This is a genomic window from Streptomyces stoeckheimensis (assembly GCF_045822005.1).
Taxonomy (GTDB): domain Bacteria; phylum Actinomycetota; class Actinomycetes; order Streptomycetales; family Streptomycetaceae; genus Streptomyces; species Streptomyces stoeckheimensis.
Genome location: NZ_CP169550.1, coordinates 6,388,979 through 6,406,026, shown reverse-complemented (window position 1 = coordinate 6,406,026; position 17,048 = coordinate 6,388,979). Strand labels below are relative to the sequence as shown.

Annotated in this window: 17 protein-coding genes; 9 read left to right on the top strand and 8 right to left on the bottom strand. The window is 74.1% G+C overall.

What is annotated here, in order from left to right; all coding sequences use genetic code 11:
* Positions 1-89: 89 nt before the first annotated feature.
* Positions 90-1,574 (top strand): regulator, encoded by a 1,485-nt coding sequence (locus tag ACE1OC_RS28995; protein WP_407839490.1) that lies wholly within the window; start codon positions 90-92, stop codon positions 1,572-1,574.
* Positions 1,575-1,704: 130 nt separating this feature from the next.
* Here ACE1OC_RS28995 and ACE1OC_RS28990 read toward each other — a convergent pair whose 3' ends face one another.
* The 3 genes from ACE1OC_RS28990 to ACE1OC_RS28980 all read right to left on the bottom strand — a co-directional run bounded on the left by ACE1OC_RS28990 (position 1,705) and on the right by ACE1OC_RS28980 (position 4,860).
* Positions 1,705-2,955, bottom strand: coding sequence for an FAD-dependent oxidoreductase (locus ACE1OC_RS28990; protein ID WP_407839489.1), 1,251 nt, complete (start codon positions 2,953-2,955; stop codon positions 1,705-1,707).
* A 186-nt stretch (positions 2,956-3,141) separates the two neighbouring features.
* Complete coding sequence (locus ACE1OC_RS28985; protein WP_407839488.1) at positions 3,142-4,035, bottom strand: TIGR01777 family oxidoreductase; 894 nt, start codon at positions 4,033-4,035, stop codon at positions 3,142-3,144.
* A 117-nt stretch (positions 4,036-4,152) separates the two neighbouring features.
* Positions 4,153-4,860 carry a VIT1/CCC1 transporter family protein gene (locus ACE1OC_RS28980; RefSeq protein ID WP_407839487.1) on the bottom strand — a complete coding sequence of 236 codons (708 nt, stop codon included), beginning with the start codon at positions 4,858-4,860 and terminating at the stop codon, positions 4,153-4,155.
* Positions 4,861-4,936: 76 nt separating this feature from the next.
* On the opposite strand from ACE1OC_RS28980, the gene ACE1OC_RS28975 reads away from it, so the two are divergent.
* Entirely contained in the window at positions 4,937-6,100 is a 1,164-nt protein-coding gene (locus ACE1OC_RS28975; RefSeq protein WP_407839486.1) for a PP2C family protein-serine/threonine phosphatase, read from the top strand.
* 121 nt (positions 6,101-6,221) lie between these two features.
* Positions 6,222-6,530, top strand: coding sequence for a hypothetical protein (locus ACE1OC_RS28970; protein WP_407839485.1), 309 nt, complete (start codon positions 6,222-6,224; stop codon positions 6,528-6,530).
* Positions 6,531-6,562: 32 nt separating this feature from the next.
* On the opposite strand, the gene ACE1OC_RS28965 is transcribed toward ACE1OC_RS28970, so the two are convergent.
* Positions 6,563-6,826 carry a hypothetical protein gene (locus ACE1OC_RS28965; protein WP_250743574.1) on the bottom strand — a complete coding sequence of 88 codons (264 nt, stop codon included), beginning with the start codon at positions 6,824-6,826 and terminating at the stop codon, positions 6,563-6,565.
* A 106-nt stretch (positions 6,827-6,932) separates the two neighbouring features.
* Between ACE1OC_RS28965 and ACE1OC_RS28960 the strand changes: the two genes are divergently transcribed.
* On the top strand, positions 6,933-7,304 hold the full coding sequence (locus ACE1OC_RS28960; protein ID WP_407839484.1) for an ArsC/Spx/MgsR family protein: 372 nt from the start codon (positions 6,933-6,935) through the stop codon (positions 7,302-7,304).
* On the opposite strand, the gene ACE1OC_RS28955 is transcribed toward ACE1OC_RS28960, so the two are convergent.
* The 3 genes from ACE1OC_RS28955 to ACE1OC_RS28945 form a co-directional block, all read right to left on the bottom strand.
* Entirely contained in the window at positions 7,301-8,413 is a 1,113-nt protein-coding gene (locus ACE1OC_RS28955) for a serine hydrolase domain-containing protein (protein ID WP_407839483.1), read from the bottom strand. The two genes, ACE1OC_RS28960 and ACE1OC_RS28955, sit on opposite strands and share 4 nt — an antisense overlap.
* A 184-nt stretch (positions 8,414-8,597) precedes the next feature.
* Positions 8,598-9,524 (bottom strand): 2-dehydropantoate 2-reductase, encoded by a 927-nt coding sequence (locus tag ACE1OC_RS28950; protein ID WP_407839482.1) that lies wholly within the window; start codon positions 9,522-9,524, stop codon positions 8,598-8,600.
* Positions 9,521-10,228: an NADPH-dependent F420 reductase gene (locus ACE1OC_RS28945; protein WP_407839481.1), complete on the bottom strand. Its 708-nt coding sequence runs from the start codon at positions 10,226-10,228 to the stop codon at positions 9,521-9,523. Before ACE1OC_RS28945 ends, ACE1OC_RS28950 begins: the two co-directional genes overlap by 4 nt.
* A 162-nt stretch (positions 10,229-10,390) precedes the next feature.
* On the opposite strand from ACE1OC_RS28945, the gene ACE1OC_RS28940 reads away from it, so the two are divergent.
* Entirely contained in the window at positions 10,391-10,999 is a 609-nt protein-coding gene (locus ACE1OC_RS28940) for a hypothetical protein (protein WP_407839480.1), read from the top strand.
* Between the two features lie 324 nt (positions 11,000-11,323).
* Here ACE1OC_RS28940 and ACE1OC_RS28935 read toward each other — a convergent pair whose 3' ends face one another.
* The gene (locus ACE1OC_RS28935; protein ID WP_407841709.1) at positions 11,324-12,253 is read right to left on the bottom strand and encodes a Gfo/Idh/MocA family protein; all 930 of its coding nucleotides are present in this window, start codon (positions 12,251-12,253) and stop codon (positions 11,324-11,326) included.
* 280 nt (positions 12,254-12,533) lie between these two features.
* Here ACE1OC_RS28935 and glnII point away from each other — a divergent pair, with 280 nt between their 5' ends.
* The 4 genes from glnII to ACE1OC_RS28915 all read left to right on the top strand — a co-directional run bounded on the left by glnII (position 12,534) and on the right by ACE1OC_RS28915 (position 16,993).
* On the top strand, positions 12,534-13,553 hold the full coding sequence (gene glnII, locus ACE1OC_RS28930) for a glutamine synthetase (protein ID WP_250743581.1): 1,020 nt from the start codon (positions 12,534-12,536) through the stop codon (positions 13,551-13,553).
* 84 nt (positions 13,554-13,637) lie between these two features.
* Positions 13,638-14,309 (top strand): DUF6891 domain-containing protein, encoded by a 672-nt coding sequence (locus tag ACE1OC_RS28925; RefSeq protein WP_407839479.1) that lies wholly within the window; start codon positions 13,638-13,640, stop codon positions 14,307-14,309.
* 118 nt (positions 14,310-14,427) lie between these two features.
* The gene (locus tag ACE1OC_RS28920; RefSeq protein ID WP_274552240.1) at positions 14,428-15,021 is read left to right on the top strand and encodes a winged helix-turn-helix domain-containing protein; all 594 of its coding nucleotides are present in this window, start codon (positions 14,428-14,430) and stop codon (positions 15,019-15,021) included.
* A 169-nt stretch (positions 15,022-15,190) separates the two neighbouring features.
* Complete coding sequence (locus tag ACE1OC_RS28915) at positions 15,191-16,993, top strand: serine/threonine-protein kinase (protein ID WP_407839478.1); 1,803 nt, start codon at positions 15,191-15,193, stop codon at positions 16,991-16,993.
* Positions 16,994-17,048: the final 55 nt, after the last annotated feature.

The following is a 17,048-nucleotide window of genomic DNA, read 5'->3' as shown; positions in this document are numbered from 1 at the left end:
GAGGGCGGTACGGGCGGGGTTCGCCGCTACATTCACGCCGTTCACAGGGCCGGGTCTCCGGTCCGTCACGTCAGGAGACCGTGGAGCCGATGACGGAACGACCTGCCCAGCGTGTCCCCAACCGGCAGCTCTCGGCACTGATCGCCGAGGCCGGGTTCTCCAACGCCGGGCTCGCCCGCCGTGTCGACCAGCTCGGTCTGGAGCACGGTCTCGATCTGCGGTACGACAAGACCTCCGTGACCCGCTGGCTGCGCGGGCAGCAGCCGCGCGGCACCACCCCGGCGCTGATCGCGGAGGTGTTCACCCGGCGCCTGGGACGGCGGCTGTCGGCCCAGGACCTGGGCCTGGACGCGTGCGCCCCGGTGTACGCGGGGCTGGAGTTCGCGGCCACACCCGAGGAGGCCGTCGACATCGCGAGCGGCCTGTGGCGCAAGGACTCCGGCTCGCACGCCGAACTGCGCAAGATCGCCTTCACTCCGGCCGGGCTGGTGGTGCCCAGCCGGGACTGGCTGATCGGGCGGGCCGACGAGCGGGTCGGCCGGGGCGCGGAGCAGGCCGCCCTGCGCGTTCCCGAGCAGGGCCGTCCCGAACAGGGCCGCCTCGATCCGGGTCGTCCCGTGTCCGGCCGGACCTCGGTGCCCCGGCAGCGGCAGATCGACCGCGGTCCCGGGCAGCGGGTCACGGGCGGTGACATCGCGGCGCTCAGATCGGTGGGCGAGCTGTTCCGCACCCTCGACCACGCCTACGGGGGCGGCCATGCCCGCCAGGCCCTGGTGCGGTACCTGGAGCACGAGGCCGAGCCGATGCTGCGCGGCACCTACGGGGAGACCACCGGGCGCCGGCTGTTCTCCGCCGCCGCCGACCTCACCCGGCTCGCGGGATGGACCTCGTACGACATCGCCGCGCACGGGCTCGCCCAGCGGTACTTCGTCCAGGCGCTGCGCCTGGCCCAGGCCGCCGGGGACCGGCCGTACGGGGCGTACGTGCTGATCACGATGAGCCGGCAGGCGGTCTACCTCGGCCACGGCCGGGAGGCGGTGCAGCTGGCCCGGGTGGCGCAGCAGGGCGTGGGCTCCGGGCCGCCGCCGGTGGTGCAGGCGCTGCTGCACTCGGCGGAGGCGCGCGGGCACGCGGTGCTCGGGGAGGTCAGGGCGTCGACGGCCTCGCTGGTGCGGGCCGAGCGGGCGCTGGGCGCGGCCCGGCCGGGGGACGACGTACCGCACTGGGCGCGCGACTACGACGAGGCGCAGCTCGCGGACGAGTTCGGACACTGCCACCGGGACCTGCAGCAGTACCGGGCCTCGGCGCAGCACGCGGAGCGGTCCCTGCAGTCGCGGGCGCCCTCGTACGCGCGGTCGCGGCTGTTCTGCCGAGTGGTGCTGGCCACGGCGCGACTGGGGCTGGGCGAGCTGGACCAGGCGTGCGCGCTGGGCGCGGAGGCGGCGCAGCAGGCGATGGAGATGCGGTCGGTGCGGGCGGTGGAGTACGTACGGGACTTCGAGCGGCGGCTGGAGCCGTACCGGGACGCGGCGGCGGTGCGGGGGTACCGGGACCGGGTGGCCGCGCTGTCCTGACCCTGCGGGTCGGCTGCGGGGGCTCAGGGGCTGCGCCGTGGTGCCCCTGCGGGTCCGCTCCCGGGGCTCCGCCCCGGACCCCGCGCCTCAAACGCCGGCGGGGCTGGTTTTGCCAGCCCCGCCGGCCGGCTCAGGCTGCCACCGGGAGGGTGGCTTCCGGGGCGGTCGGGACGGGGATGCCGAAGTCGCGCAGGACGGCGGCGGCGGCGCGGCGGGCGGAGCGCAGGGCCCCCTCGACGGTGTTGGTGTCCCGGTGGTCGCCGCACACGTACAGCCCGGCCAGGACCCTGACGGTGCGCCGGGTGTCCTGTCCCGGTGGCATGGCGGGTACGGCCTCGCGGGTGTGGTGGACGGCGAGCAGCTCCCAGTCCCGGGTCGCGGTCTCGTAGAGCCGGGCGAGGCGCGAGGCGACCGTCCGGGTGGGCGGCGGCGGGCCGAGCACGGTGGTGGTGACCAGGCTGCGGCCGGCGGGAGCGCGCGTCGGGTCGACCGCGCTCATCACCGCGGTGTGGGCGACGGGCCAGTCCGGGTCCCCGTCCAGGAGCAGCGAGCCGTCCCAGGGGAGCGGGGTGGTGGTGGCGTGGTGGATCACGGTCACCGGGTGGAAGGCGGGCACGCGCAGGCCCGGGAGCAGTTCGGCGGCGGCCCGGGCACCGGTGGCCAAGACCGCGGAGCGGCAGCTGAAGTCGCCGTGTTCCTCGGTGGTGACCAGGTTGGTGGCGACGGAGCGGACCCGGACCCCGGTGCGCACGGTGCCGGGCGGCAGCGCGGCGGCGAGCAGTCCGGGCAGGGTGGCGGCGCCGCCCTCGGGTACGGCGAGGCGGCCGCGCGCGAAGGTGCGCAGGGCCAGGTCCGCAACGCGGCTGGAGGTGGTGAGTGCGGGGTCGCGCAGGAGCGCGGCGAGGAGCGGGCGCAGCGTCGTACCGAGGCGACTGGAGCTCAGGGCGGCGTGCGCGGTGCGCTCGGGGCGGGCCAGGAGGCGTTCCTCGGGCAGGGCGGCGAGGCGGGCGAGAGCCGCGCCGATCCGGGCCTGGTCGAGGGAGCCGCTGGTCAGGGCGCGGGCGGGGGTGAGGGCGCCGGCGCGCAGCGTCCTGCCGTCGCTGTGGACGAGGGCGCCGGGCGCGAAGGTCTTGAGGACCAGGCCTTCCAGGCCCGGGGTGCGGGCCGGTTCGGTGTAGGCGGTGTTGAGGAACTGGCCGATCCGGTCGAGCCGGAAGCCGTCCACGGTCTCGGTGGCCATCCGGCCGCCGGCGTCGGCCGCGCCCTCCAGGACGATGACCGTGACCCCGGCCGCGACCAGGTGGTGCGCTGCCGCGAGTCCGGAGACCCCGGCTCCTACGATGACCACGTCCGCATGGTGTGCGTGTGCGCTGTTGAGCACGTGCCCCTCCCCGAGGTCGGCCCGGCTGTGTGGGGAACCTCCTTCCCCCAACGGGGTCCAGCGGAACCCGAGTTGGGCGGACCATTACGGGTGATGCGGTCAACTCCGGTCGCACGACGGTCGCATTCGGCTCACATGCGCCTCGATGTGTGCGCCGGGGCGCTCCCCCCGGAGCTCCGGGGCGTTTCAGGCCTCCAGCGCGGCCCTGATCGACTCCTCGATCCCCGGGTACCGGAAGACGAACCCGGAGTCCAGCAGCCGGGCGGGGCGCACCCGCTGACTGCCCAGCACGTCCTGGGAGAACTCCCCGAGCACCACGCGCATGACCGGCGCGGGCACGGCGAACACCGCCGGGCGGTGCAGGACCCGGCCCATCGCGGCGGTGACCTCGCGGTTGGTCAGGGGTTCGGGGGCGGTCAGGTTCACCGGCCCCGTCAGGGCGGGCGTGTCGAGGATGTGGCGCAGGGCGGCGATCTCGTCGTGCATCGAGATGTGCGACCAGTACTGGCGGCCGTTGCCGAGGCGGCCACCGATCCCGGCCTTGAAGATCGGGAACAGCTTCCCCCAGGCCCCGCCCTCGGCGGAGACGACCAGTCCGGTACGGGCGCAGACGGTCCGGACCCCGGCCTCCCGGGCGGGCGCGGCGGCGGCCTCCCACGCGATGCAGACCTCGGAGAGGAACCCCTCCCCCGCCGGGGCGTCCTCGTCGACCATCCGGTCGCCCGTGTCTCCGTAGTACCCGATGGCGGTGCCGCAGACGAGCGTCGCGGGCGGCTCGTCCATGGCGGCGACCGCCGCGGCGATGGCGGCCGTGCCCTTGACCCTGCTGTCGCGGATCTCCCGCTTGTAGGCGGCCGTCCAGCGGTGGTCCCCGACCCCGGCGCCGGCGAGGTGCACGACGGCTTCGCAGCCGGCGAGTCCGGCCGGGTCCACGTACCCCCGCGCGGGGTCCCACCGCGCCTCACCGGGTCCGGCGGGCTCGCGCCGCACGAAGCGGACGACCTCGTGTCCGTCGGCCTTCAGTGACCGCCCGAGGGCGCTGCCGATGAGCCCGGTGGCACCGGTGACTGCGATACGCATGGGCCCATCTTGGCAGCGCCGACCGAAATCCAGCCCCTCCGGCGTGTGAGGAGCGGGGTCCGGAGCGGAGCCCCGGAAGCTCGGCGCAGCCCTCGGCACCCCTCCGGCCCCACCGGGTCAGGTGGCCGCGCCCAGCCAGGTGCCGACCGCGTAGGTCACCGCCATGGCCAGGGCTCCGCCGGCGACGTTGCGCAGGATCGCCCGGGCCGCGGGCGCGCCGCCCAGCCGTGCGCTGAGCACCCCGCACAGGGTCAGGGAGAGCAGGACCGCGGCCACGGTCACCGGGACCCGCTGCGAGGCCCCCGGCAGGACGATCGCCAGCAGCGGCAGCAGCGCCCCGACCGTGAACGCCACCAGGCTCGCCGCCGCCGCGTGCCAGGGATTGGCCAGCTCGTCGGGGTTGATCCCCAGCTCCACCCGTGCGTGCGCCCGCAGCGCGTCCCGCTCCGTCAGCTGCTCCGCGGCCTCCCGCGCCACCGGCTCGCTCAGCCCCCTGCCCACCAGCAGCCCCGTCAGTTCCTCCAGCTCCTCCTCCGGCGACTCCTCCAGCTCCCGCCGCTCCAGGTCCAGCGCCGCCTTCTCCGAGTCCCGCTGGGAGCTGACCGACACGTACTCCCCCGCCGCCATCGACAGCGCGCCCGCCAGCAGCCCGGCGACGCCCGCCGCCAGGATCGCCGTCCGCGAGGTCGTGGCCCCGGCCACGCCGACCACCAGGCCCGCGGTGGAGATGATCCCGTCGTTCGCGCCGAGCACCCCCGCGCGCAGCCAGTTCAACCGGGTACTGATCGCCGCGCTCTGCGCCACCGCACCATCCGCTTCTGTCACGCCACCACTGTCGCGGGCGCCGCCGGAAGGAGCCACCCGGCGTGCGCGCCCCCGATGCCGGGATCAGGGTGGAGGGGTGAGACGCCGACGCGAGGAGCCGGGCTGGCTGCGCGGGGCGCCGCCGCCGCGCTGGGCCCGCCTCGCGCCCGCGGTGGCCCTCGTGGTGCTGGTGCTCGTCCAGCGCATCACCCCGGGCGACGTCGAACTGGGCTACTTCCTGGCCGGGCTCCCCCCCGTCGCCGCCTTCGCCTACGGAGCCGCCGGGACGGCCGTCTTCGCCGCGGTGGTGCTGGTCCTCGTCGGCCTGCCCTCGCTCGGGATCGCCCACGCCCGGGGCTCCGACCTCGCGACCGTCGCGGTGATCGGGCTGCTCAGCGTGGTGGTCGCCTGGGTCCGAAAACGCCGCGACGCCCAGCTGGTGAGCGTGCGCACCGTCGCGGAGGCGGCGCAGCTCGCGGTCCTGCCGCCGGTCCCCGAACAGGTCGGCGCGGTCGGCTGCGCGGGCCTCTACCGGGCCGCCCAGCACGGCACCCTGGTCGGCGGGGACCTGTACGACGTACGGGTCGGGCCCTACGGCGTGCGCGCGCTGATCGGCGACGTCCAGGGCCACGGCCTGGCCGCCGTCGGCACCGTGGCCTCGCTGCTCGGCGCCTTCCGGGAGGGGGTGCTGGACGACGCGGAGCTCGCGACGGTGGCGGCCCGGCTGGACCGGCGGCTGCTGGCGGACGCGGCGGCCGAGTCGGTGGCGCACGCGGAGCTCTTCGCGACGGCGGTGCTGGTGGAGTTCCCGCCCGGGCTGGACCTCGTACGGATCGTGTCGTGCGGGCATCCCCCGCCCCTGCTGCTACGGGGTTTCACGGTCTCGGAAGTCGACGTGGACCCGGGGCCTCCGCTGGGCCTGGGCCTGGCCGGTCCCACCCCGACGGAACCGGCCGAGCTCCGGGTCGCCCCCGGGGACCGGCTCGTGATGTACACGGACGGGGTGACCGAGGCCCGGGACGCGGCGGGGAACTTCTATCCGCTGGCCGCGCGCGTGCCCGTCCTCGCGACCGATCCCGCGGGGCTGGCCCCGGCGGTGTGGCGGGACTTGCGGTCCTTCACCGGGGGCGGCCCGCGCGACGACGTGGCCCTGCTGGTGCTGTCCCTCACCGCGGAGCGGGACGGAACGCGGGACGGGGCAGGGGACGCGGCACGGAACGGGGCGCAGAGCGGGAAGAAGCGCGGCCCCGGCGTGCGGTGACCACACCGTACTGATCACGTGACGAAACGACAACAAACGACGGCAATCGCCCATTTGGGTCAATTTCCATGTTTCGCTCGGGTCTTCCAGCCCTTCGAGCAAGGAAACCGAGGCCCATTCGATGCGCGCACCGTACAAGCACAACCAGCGGATCACGGCGGTCATCGCGGCGGCCGGAGCCGTCGCCCTGATCACCGGCTCGATCGTGCTCGGCCTTGCCGGGGAAGACGCGGCGGCGGAACCGGATGCGACGCAGAACCAGCAGATCGAGGCCCCGGCCCCGCTCATGGTCTGCTCGGCCCTGACGCGCACGGCCGAGGACGGGGGCGGCGACCGCTCCCAGTCGGTCGAGGCCCTCGAAAAGCTGCTGCCGCGGCTCAACGAACAGAGCTACGGCCTCAGCTTCCCGAAGGCCCCCGAGGCGGGCTGAGACTTACCGGCCCCCCTCCCCCGCCACCCCGCCTACCCGGCGTCGCGGATGAAGGAGCGGACCATCTTGCAGGTGACGTTCGACGGCCGGCGGATGCCCGTCCGGACGGCCATCGTGCGGATCTTGCGGTTGGTGGCGCGCTGAGCGTCATACGTGCCCGAGTCGAGCAGCGATATCGCCAGCCGCATGGCCTTCAGCCGCCGGTTGTGGCTCTCGTACCACTCGCGGGGCAACCCCGCCGGCAGCGGCTTCTTCTTGACGGGCTCGATGGTGTGCAGGGTCATGGCAGTGGCCATCTACAGCCTCCCAAAGGCAAGTTGGCGTCCTGTCCTTCTCCTTGAATTTTACCGGCGACCACTGACAAAGGACCTGGCCAGGCGGCGCCTCGCTAAGCTTTCGGGCATGGAGATCTGGATCAATCCCGCCTGCTCGAAGTGCCGTAGCGCACTGACCCTGCTGGACGCGGAGGGCGCCGAGTACACCGTCCGCCGCTACCTGGAGGACGTGCCCTCCGAGGCCGAGATCCGCGAGGTCCTGGGCCGGCTGGGCCTGGAGCCCTGGGACATCACCCGCACCTCGGACCCGCTGGCCAAGGAGACCGGCGTACGGGACCTGCCGCGCGAGGAGACCGAGGAGGCCCGCGGGGCCTGGATCAGCCACCTGGCGGCCCACCCGAAGCTGATCCAGCGCCCGATCATCACGGCGGAGGACGGCACGGCGGTGGTGGCCCGCTCGGAGGAGGCCGTCCGCGACGCCCTCTCCCGCACCGCCTAGCCCGCGGAGGCCGCAGAGCCCGTGAAGCCCGCGTTCGCGAACTCCACGACCCGTCCGATCTGCTGGTCCTTGGACGTGCCGGGCCTCGGGTTGTGGGCGTAGACGAGGCGGCGGCCGGCCTGCTCGGTGGCGAACACCCCGGTCGACCAGCCGGGGCCGGAGCCCGTCTTGCCCCAGACCACGGTGCCGGCCGTCTCGTGGCGCATCAGGCCGGCCGCGCTGAAGCAGGCCCTCGGTGACAGGCAGGTGTTCCCCTTGGCGTTGGGAACGTCCGGAACCTCGTAGAGGTGCCGCTGCTGGGCGGGCGGCAGCAGCCGGCCGCCCAGCAGGGCCGCCATGAAGCGGTCCAGGTCGGCCGCGCTGGAGACCAGGCCGCCCTCCGCCCAGAACCTGGCCATCCGCGGATCCGTCGACATCCGGGTCTGACGCAGCCCCAGGGGGTGCACGATGCGGCGCTGCAGCTCCTCCCCGTAGCTCCGGCCGGATATCCGCTCCACGAGCAGGCCCGCGACGAAGCTGTTCGTCCCGTTGTACTGCTGGACCGTGCCCGGCGCGGGCGTGCGGCCCGGACGGGCGGCCGCGTCCGCCGCGAACGTGTCGAGCACCATGGTGCGCGGATCCGCGGACTCGCTGGTGAGCATCGGCAGGTCGGCGGTGTGGTCCATGAGCTGCCGTACGGTCACTCCGGCGTAGGCATCGGGTATCAGGTCGGGCAGGTAGCGGCGCACCGGCGCGTCGATCTCGATCCGGTGCTCCGCGACGAGCCGCAGCACCAGGGCGTTCGTGAACAGTTTGGTGACGCTGCCGACGGGGACGTCCGCGTCCGCGGCGACCGGCCCGCCGGTCCCGGTCCACGGCGTGCGCAGCCCCGCACCGGACAGCCGCACCAGGGCCCCCGTGGAGACCTCGTCGGGCAGGGAGGCCAACAGGGCCCGCAGCGCGGCGGGGTCCTGGGCGGCCGCCCGCTCGGCGTGGGCCGCGGTCGCGGCGGAGCCCGCGGACCCTACGGGCGCGGCCAGTGCGGCCGGGGCGCCCACGCCCACCGTGAGGGCCGCCAGGGCGATGCCGGTGACGGCGATCCGGCGGAGGGTGCGGGGGCGTGCGTTCATCGGTGGCTCCTGGAGAAGGCGACTCGGTGGGCTCTGACACCAACACTCCGCCACCCACAGCTCGTTGCCCATCGGTGATCACCCTGACCAGACCCCGAGGCCACCCCGAAGGGGACCGTTCGACCAACCCGGAGACCGGTCGCGCAGACCCCGGCCGCCCTGCCCGCCGCCCTCCCCGATCGACCTACCCGACCGCCGCCACCCGCCGCTCGTGGACCCGCAGTTGGACGGCCGCGAGGTCGAGGAGCGGGGTGGGGACGGCGAGAGCGCGGGCCCGGGCGGACAGGTCGCCGAGCACGTGCTCGACCTCGGTCGGGTGACCGGCGAGCAGGTCCCGGTACAGCGACGGGGTCAGCGGCGAGTCCGGGGTGGCCAGCGTCCGGGCGGTGAAGCCGAGTTCCGACTCCGGCACCGGGTACCCGGCGGCGGCCGACACGGCGGCCGCCTCCGCGAGGACCGCGAGGCCGAACTCGGTCCCGCCGGGCACGGCGTTGACCTCGCCGACGGCTCCCCGCGCCAGGCAGGTCACCGCCACCAGCGTGGTGATGAACACCCACTTGTGCCACATGGCGCCGATGATGTCGGGCACTTCGGGGGTGTCGATCCCCGCACCGGCCAGCACCTCGCGCACGGCGTCCACCCGCGCCGAGGGGCGGCCGTCGCGTTCGCCGGTGAGCACCACGGTGGGCGGAGCCATGCGGAGGATGTCGCCGCGCTCGTTCAGGGTGGTGACCACCTTGGCCACGCCGCCGAGCACCGCCCCGTCCCCGAACCGGTCCGCGAGGTGGTCGAGGTGGGCCATTCCGTTGAGCAGGGGCAGGATCGCCGTCCCGGGTCCGACCGCCGGCGCGAGGTCCCGGACCGCCGCTTCGAGGGAGGTGGACTTCACGGACAGCAGGACGAGGTCGTACGTCCCCTCGAGCGCGTCGGCGGTGACGAGCCTCGGGTCGAGCACGATCTCCTCCCCCGGCCCGCTCACCCGCAGCCCGCGCGCCCGCAGGGCCTCGGCCCGCCGGGGGCGCACCAGGAAGGTGACGTCCCGGCCCGCCAGGGCGAGGCGCGCACCGAAGTAGCCGCCCGCGGCGCCGGCTCCGACCGTCAGGACCCTCATCCGGCGGAGCCCGTGGGCCGGACCGCCTTGGCCAGGGCGGTGCGGACGGCCGCGGCGTCGGCCACGGTCCCGGGGTCCTCGGCGAGACCCCCCGGACGGGCAAGGTCCTCGGCGTACGGGAGGACGTACACGGGCGTGTCCCGCTGGAAGCGCCAGCTCTCGGCGAGCTCCCCCGCGTCGACCGCGTCGTAGCCGAGCAGGTCGAGGAGGCGGGTGGCGGACGCGCGGGCGGCCGGATCCTCGCCGGCGATCGGCAGGGCCGAGCGGTCCGGGGAGCCGGCCGGGCGGGCGAGGGCGAGCAGGTGCTTGAAGTAGATGTTGTTGAACGCCTTGACGACCTGCGCCCCGGCCAGGTGTTCCTGGACGAGCCCGCTGGTGGTGGCCTCCTCCGCCTCCAGGGCGGGGAACACCCCGTCTCGCTGGGGGTAGTAATTGAGCGTGTCGAGCACGACCTTGCCCGCCAGCACCTCGGCGGGGAGCTCGCGGTAGTGCCCGAGCGGGATGGTGGCCACGACCCAGTCGCCGGCGGCCGCCGCCTCGGCCGCAGTGGCGGCCCGGGCCCGCGGGCCGAGCTCGGCGACCAGAGCGTCCAGTGTCTCCGGTCCCCTGGAATTGCTGAGGACCACGTCCAGCCCCGCGTCCACGGCGAGCCGCGCGAGGGTGCTTCCGATGTTGCCGCTTCCGATGAGTCCAAGAGTTGCCATGCGGGGTTCAAGTCGCCCGCGATCCACGGTATTCCACCGCTGCGGCACCGGAGTGAGGCCCCGCCCTCCCCGCTCCCGCCAGGGCCCTTCACCTCGACCCCACCCCGCGCCTCGTAGGGTGGGGCCAGCACAAAGGGGACGTACCGCATCAAAGGATCCATCGTGAACGAGCAGCAGCACCCGCGGCCCACCACGCCCGGCGAGCCTCCGGTGCCGCCGTCGCCGCCGGTACCGCCCGCGCCGCCCGCACCACCCGGCCTCCCCGCGTCCCCGATCCCCCCGCTCCCGCCGCCCCGGCGCGGCGCCGACTGGATGTTCGGCGGGGTGTACGGGACCGTCCTCGCGTCCGGGCTGCTGGCCGCGCTCGACCAGAAGGGCGGGGAGTACACCCCCTTCTACGACGCCAGCTGGGTGCTCGTCACCGCCGCCACCGCCGGGCTCGCGCACGGGTACTCGCACCACATGAGCACCCATCAGGCCGGCTCCGCCGGGCACCGGTGGCGGATCCTCGGGCGGGCGCTGTGGAACGAGTGGCCCATGATCGCGGCCACCCTGCCCACGGTCCTGCTCCTGCTCGTCGCCGGCCTCACCGACTGGGACTCGCACGGGGTCACGGCCGTCGGGCTCGGCGTGAACACCGCGATGCTGTTCGCCTGGGGCGCCTTCGTGGCCCTCCGGGTCGGCTACAAGCTCGGCTCGGCGCTGCTCATCGGGGTCGCCGACGCCACGATCGGGCTGGCCATCATCGCGGCCAACGCGGTCATCAAGTAGCGGCGGGCAACGACGGAGCGCCCGCCCTACGCACTCTGCGCGCCGGACGGACCGGACGCGCCGGGCACACGATCCGGGCCGGACGCCCCGGGCAGCCGCTCGGGCCGGACGCAGACCCCGTCCGGCCCGAGCGGCGGGCCCCGAGGGCCTGTCGTCAAAATCCTGTCGTCGCCCGAAGGGCGGCCGCGCGGCGTCTGGTGCGTGCTCTCGGCGTGCCGGGCGGAAGCCCGCGTACTGGACGTACTTGGCTTCCGTCCGGTGCGGCGAGAGCGCGTGCCAGGCGTCGCGCGGCAGACGGGAGTTTGACGACAGGCCCTAGGTGGCTCACTCCGGCAGCTGGTCCTCCGCCTCCGCCAGGATCTCCGTCAGCCGGGCTCCGAACTCCGCCCCCCGTACGTCCGGCACCCCGGTGCGGGCCGAGGTGAGGAGCGCGTCCAGGGCGCGGCCGTAGGCCCCCGGGACGTCGCTCCACTCCGGCAGGCCGAAGACGCCGGCGGTCCCGCGCAGCTCCAACCCCACTCCGGCGGCCGCGCGCGGGGAGCTGAGGCTGAGCACGGCGGTGCTGGCCGCGCCCGTGGTGTGCCGCAGGGCCAGCTGGACCACGTCGGCGGGGCCGCGGGTGGCGCTGACCTCGGTGACGTCGCCGAGGACCGGGATGAGTACGGACAGGGCGTGCGGGCCCACGTCCCACAGCCCGCCCTTGGCCTTGCGCCAGGGCGAGTCCGCGTACGCGCTGGGCTCGCCGTCGGGCGGGAAGACCGCGCCGAGCCAGTGCGCGGCGGCGGTGAACCAGCCCGTGCGTTCCGCCTGCTCCGCGACCCAGCCCGCGGTCGGCTCGGCGAAGCGCAGGGTGAGGAAGACGACGGAGGCCACCCGATGCTCGGCCACGGCCGCGGCGACCGCGCGGGCGTCGGCCGGGGTCGTGGCGACGGGCTTGTCGAGCAGCAGGTGGCAGCCGGCGGCGGCCGCGCGCACGGCGAGCGGGGCCTGGACGTCGGGCGGGAGCGCGAAGGCCACGGCGTCACAGTCGGCGAACAGCGCGTCGGGGTCTTCGTACACCTTCACCCCGTACTCGCGCGCCAGTTCGGCCGCGGCTTCGGGGCGCCGGCCCCAGACTCCGGCGAACTCGGAGCCGGGGTGCGCGGCGAGGGCGGGGGCGTGCGTGCGGCGGGCCCATGGGCCGGTGCCCAGCAGCCCGATCCGGGGGCGGGGCCCGGGAGCGGCCTCTGCGGCGGCATCTCCGGCGGACGTCAAATCGTACGAAATGCTCACCCGCCCAGTCTGCCCCACCCGGACGGGTGTTCCGACGCCAACCCTCTCGACCACGCCCACCTGCGGCGCAAACCTCGGTAACACGGGGTTCACACACGGGCAACGGAAGAGAAATCGCGAGCGGGCACGCTGCGGTCTACACCGCAGAACGAATTTCGCAGTACGCGAGCCACAGGGACGTGAACCGCCGTACGCGATCCGCAGGACGCAGCGCAGCACCCGCAGAGTCTGCGCCGGAGCGACGCACCGAAGGATGGGGCCCGTGAGCTACAAGGCTGAGTACATCTGGATCGACGGAACCGAGCCGACGGCGAAGCTGCGCTCCAAGACCAAGATCATGGCGGACGGAGACGCGCTGCCGATCTGGGGCTTCGACGGTTCGAGCACCAACCAGGCCGAGGGCCACGCCTCCGACCGCGTACTGCAGCCGGTGTTCACCTGCCCGGACCCGATCCGCGGCGGCGACAACGTCCTCGTCCTGTGCGAGGTCCTGAACATCGACATGACCCCGCACGAGTCGAACACCCGCGCGCTGCTGCGTCCGATCGCGGAGAAGTTCGCCGCTCAGGCGCCGATCTACGGCATCGAGCAGGAGTACACCTTCTTCGACGGCACCCGCCCGCTCGGCTTCCCGGTCAACGGCTTCCCGGCCGCGCAGGGCGGCTACTACTGCGGCGTCGGCTCGGACGAGATCTTCGGCCGCGACATCGTCGAGAAGCACCTGGACCACTGCCTCGCGGCGGGCCTGGCGATCTCCGGCATCAACGCCGAGGTCATGCCCGGCCAGTGGGAGTTCCAGGTCGGCCCGGTCGGCCCGCTGGAGGTCTCCGACCAGCTGTGGATCGCGCGCTGGCTGCTCTACCGCACCGCCGAGGACTTCAACGTCTCCGCGACGCTGAACCCGAAGCCGGTCAAGGGCGACTGGAACGGCGCGGGCGCGCACACCAACTTCTCCACGAAGGCGATGCGCGAGGACTACCGCGCGATCATCTGCGCGGCCGAGTCGCTGGGCGAGGGCAGCAAGCCGCTGGACCACGTCAAGAACTACGGCGCCGGCATCGACGAGCGCCTGACGGGCCTGCACGAGACCGCCCCGTGGAACGAGTACAGCTACGGCGTCTCGGACCGCGGCGCCTCGGTCCGCATCCCGTGGCAGGTCGAGAAGGACGGCAAGGGCTACATCGAGGACCGCCGCCCGAACGCGAACGTGGACCCGTACGTGGTGACCCGCCTCATCACGGACACCTGCTGCACCGCCCTGGAGAAGGACGGCCTGGTCTAACCCGGACCCGCCCCCTGACACCACCCCGGCGCCCGCCCTCCCCCCTCGGGGCGGGCGGGCGCCGCGCTGTCGGTGGCGCCTGTCATGGTCCCGCTCGCCCCGGAGGTGGAGGAGGAGCTGACCGAGCTCGTCCGGGCCGGGCTGTGGTGCGGTTACGACGACCGGGCGGCCCTGAGCGAGAACGCCGAGGAGTACCTCGTCTCGGCCGGGGTACGGCCGGTGTCGCGCGCGCAGGCCGAGCAGCTGGTGGACCGGCTCTGGCGGGAGCGGGTGGCGGAGCAGGCCGGCTGGGTGGGCGAGACCGACCCCGAGCGGCTGGCGCGGGCCTTCGCCTCGCTCGATGCCGCCGGCATCACCGCGCGGGAGAACTTCGCCTGCTGGGTGAGGAGCCCACCGTCGCCGTGGGGCGGGAGGTCACCCGGGCGCTGGACGCAGTGGAGCTGGCGTGGGTGTGGGAAGGGGCCGCCCACGATGCGATACGTGTCACCGGGATGGATGGGAAGAAGCGGCTGGGCGGGTGACGGTTCGTCGGGATTGCAGTGGTCCGTTCTCATCATGATCACGGAATATGGGATTCCGCTCCACGAAGTGAGACGGGGTCTGCCCCGGCGCCCTCGCATCTGCTTGAATGGGGCCATGGCCAGCTACTCGCACACCTCGACAGGTCGCAGCGACCTCGAGCCGTTCTGGCCTTCCCGTCAGGACCATGATTTCGACCGGGTGTGTTGCCGCGCGAAGAACGCGCCGGCCCTCTAAAGCCTCCGGGACCTCCAACCGACCTTCCCCCAGGCCTTCGGTCTGCGCGGTACGACACAAGACGACGCCTCTACGTGCGTCTCCTGCCGACTACTCCGCGTGAAAGAGCTGACCACTCATGGCGAACACCCGTTCCTTTGCTTCTGCCGCCTCCGCTGCGACCTCTCCCCTGACCTACCCGAGCTTCCCGCCCAGTCCGCGCCACCGCCTGCGAGCCGTGGACCGCGACGAGGTGGCTCGCGTCGTGGACTTCCTGCCGCCGGGCGCCACCTGGCTGCCCGCCCCCGCGCACACCCTGCCCGCCCTCCCCGGCCAGCCGCCGATGGTCGGGTACCTGGTGCTCGTACCGGCCGACCAGCAGCCGCCGATCGCCTTCTCCCCCCAGGCCGTTCCCGCCGCCCCGGCCCCCGGCGCGGCGGCCGTCACCGGTGACGCCCTGGTCCGCATCGACCCCGCGCAGCGCACCGCGGAGGTGGACGGCGAGGTCCTGGACCTGACGTACTTGGAGTTCGAGCTGCTGGCCCACCTGGTCGCGCACCCGCACCGGGTGCACAGCCGCGACCAGCTGGTGACCACCGTCTGGGGCTACGGCCACGTCGGCGACGGCCGCACGGTCGACGTCCACGTCGCGCGGCTGCGCCGCAAGCTGGGCGCCGCCCACCGCGGCGCGATCCAGACCGTACGCCGTGTGGGGTACAAGTACGCCCCCTGACCGGGACGGCGCCCGAGGTGTGGATGTGGGGGATGTGGGGACGCGTCCTCGGGCCCGTGCCCACGAGGGGGAGTACGGGCCGGCCGGATCCAACTCGGGCCGTCGCAAAGGGGATTTCCTCGCACATCCGCGCTGATCAGGCCCGGTTCCTGACGTAGGCTTTTCCGTCGTGACCATCGGAACCGGCAGCGTACTTGCGCCACTTGAGCCCCAGGACCCCCGCGAGACCGCCGGCTACCGGCTGATCGCCCGGATCGGCGAGGGCGGCATGGGCACCGTCTACCTCTCGCACACGCGCGGCGGGCAGCCCGTCGCGATGAAGCTGATCCGCCGCGAGTTCGGGCAGGACCCGGACTTCCGGAGCCGGTTCGAGCAGGAGGTCCGGGCCGCGCGCCGGGTGCAGGGCTACCACCTCGTGCCGGTCCTCGACCACGACACCAAGGGCGCCTCGCCCTGGCTCGCCTCGGTGTTCGTACCGGGAATCTCGCTCCACGACGCCCTGAGCGCCTACGGTCCGCTCCCCCTCGGCGCCGTCTTCCAGCTGATCGGCTGCACGGCGCGGGCGCTCGGCTCCATCCACGCCGCGGGGGTCGTACACCGGGACCTGAAGCCCGCCAACCTCCTGCTCGGCGCGGCCGGACCGTACGTCATCGACTTCGGGATCGCCCGGGCCGCCGACAGCACGCAGCTCACCCGCACCGGCGGGGTCATCGGCACGCCGCAGTACATGTCCCCCGAACACGCGCTGGGCGCCGAGGTCACCACCGCGAGCGACCTGTTCGCCGTCGGCCTCATCGCCGCGGTGGCGGCCACCGGGCGGCATCCCTACGGGGAGGGCGGGGCCACGGCCCTCGGCGTGCGCATAGCCAACACGGACCGGCTGCCCCCGGACCTGAGCGGCTACCCGACCGAGCTGAAGCCGCTGCTGGAGCGCTGCCTGACGGCGGATCCGGCGGAGCGGATCGGTACGGACGAGCTCGCCGCGATGTGCGAACTGTTCGCCGGGCGGCCGCTGAACGATTTCGACGGCTGGCTCCCGGAGCCGGTCGGGCTGGAGATCGCCCGGCGGGTACGGGCCGCGGAGAATCCGCCGGCGCCGACGGTGGCGGACACGGGCGCGGCTGCTGCTGCGGGCGCGGCGCGCTCGGGCGGGTTCGGTCCGGCCGGTACGGATACCGGGACTTCCGGCGCCTTCGGCGGGTTGCACGCCGCGGACACGGCGTTCGCGCCGCCCCGGCCTCCCGGGCCGCCGCAGCCGAACCGCCCGACGCCCGCGCCGAATACGGCTCCTGGCCCCGCTCCGGCCCCGAAGGGGTTCCGTGGCGGGCTCGTCGCCGCCTGCCTCGTCCTCGCCGTCGTCGCGGGAGCCGGCACGGTCCTGCTGCTGGACGGGGACGGAGGCGGCTCCAAGGACGACGCGAAGGCTCCGGCCGCCCGGCAGGAGACCCCGGCCGCGCCCGCGTCCGGATCACCGGACCCGGCCCAGGCCTCCGCCCCGCCGAAGGCCTCGCCCTCGGCCTCCGCCGCGCCGAAGTCCGCGTACACGGTGGTCTTCCAGGACAAGCCCCTGACCCTGCGCGGGCCCTACATCAGCACCGGAACCCACGTCGACCTGGACGCTCCGCAGATCGTTCCCAACGGGAAGATCGGCAAGGACGACGGAATGGAACTCACCTACCAGGCGTGGGGCGACGCGGGACTGACGTTCCTGACGGCCATGGGCAAGAGCCCCGGCAGCACCCCGGAGGAGTGCGACGACGCCGTCGCCACCAACCCCCTGGCCTCCAAGCTGCCCGCTTCCCAGCTGGAGAAGGGCAAGGAGCTCACGAAGGGCACCGTGCTGTGCACGGTGACCAGCGACGGGAACCTGGCGATGCTGCGCATCACCGAGGTCGTGCCGGACACGGACAACGGGTCCCTCAGCTCCATGCCCGACTACGTCACCACGCTCACGCTCTGGAAGAAGGGCTGACCGGGACTGACGTCGGGCCGGGACCCTCGGCAGGGTCCCGGCCCGGAGGGCCACC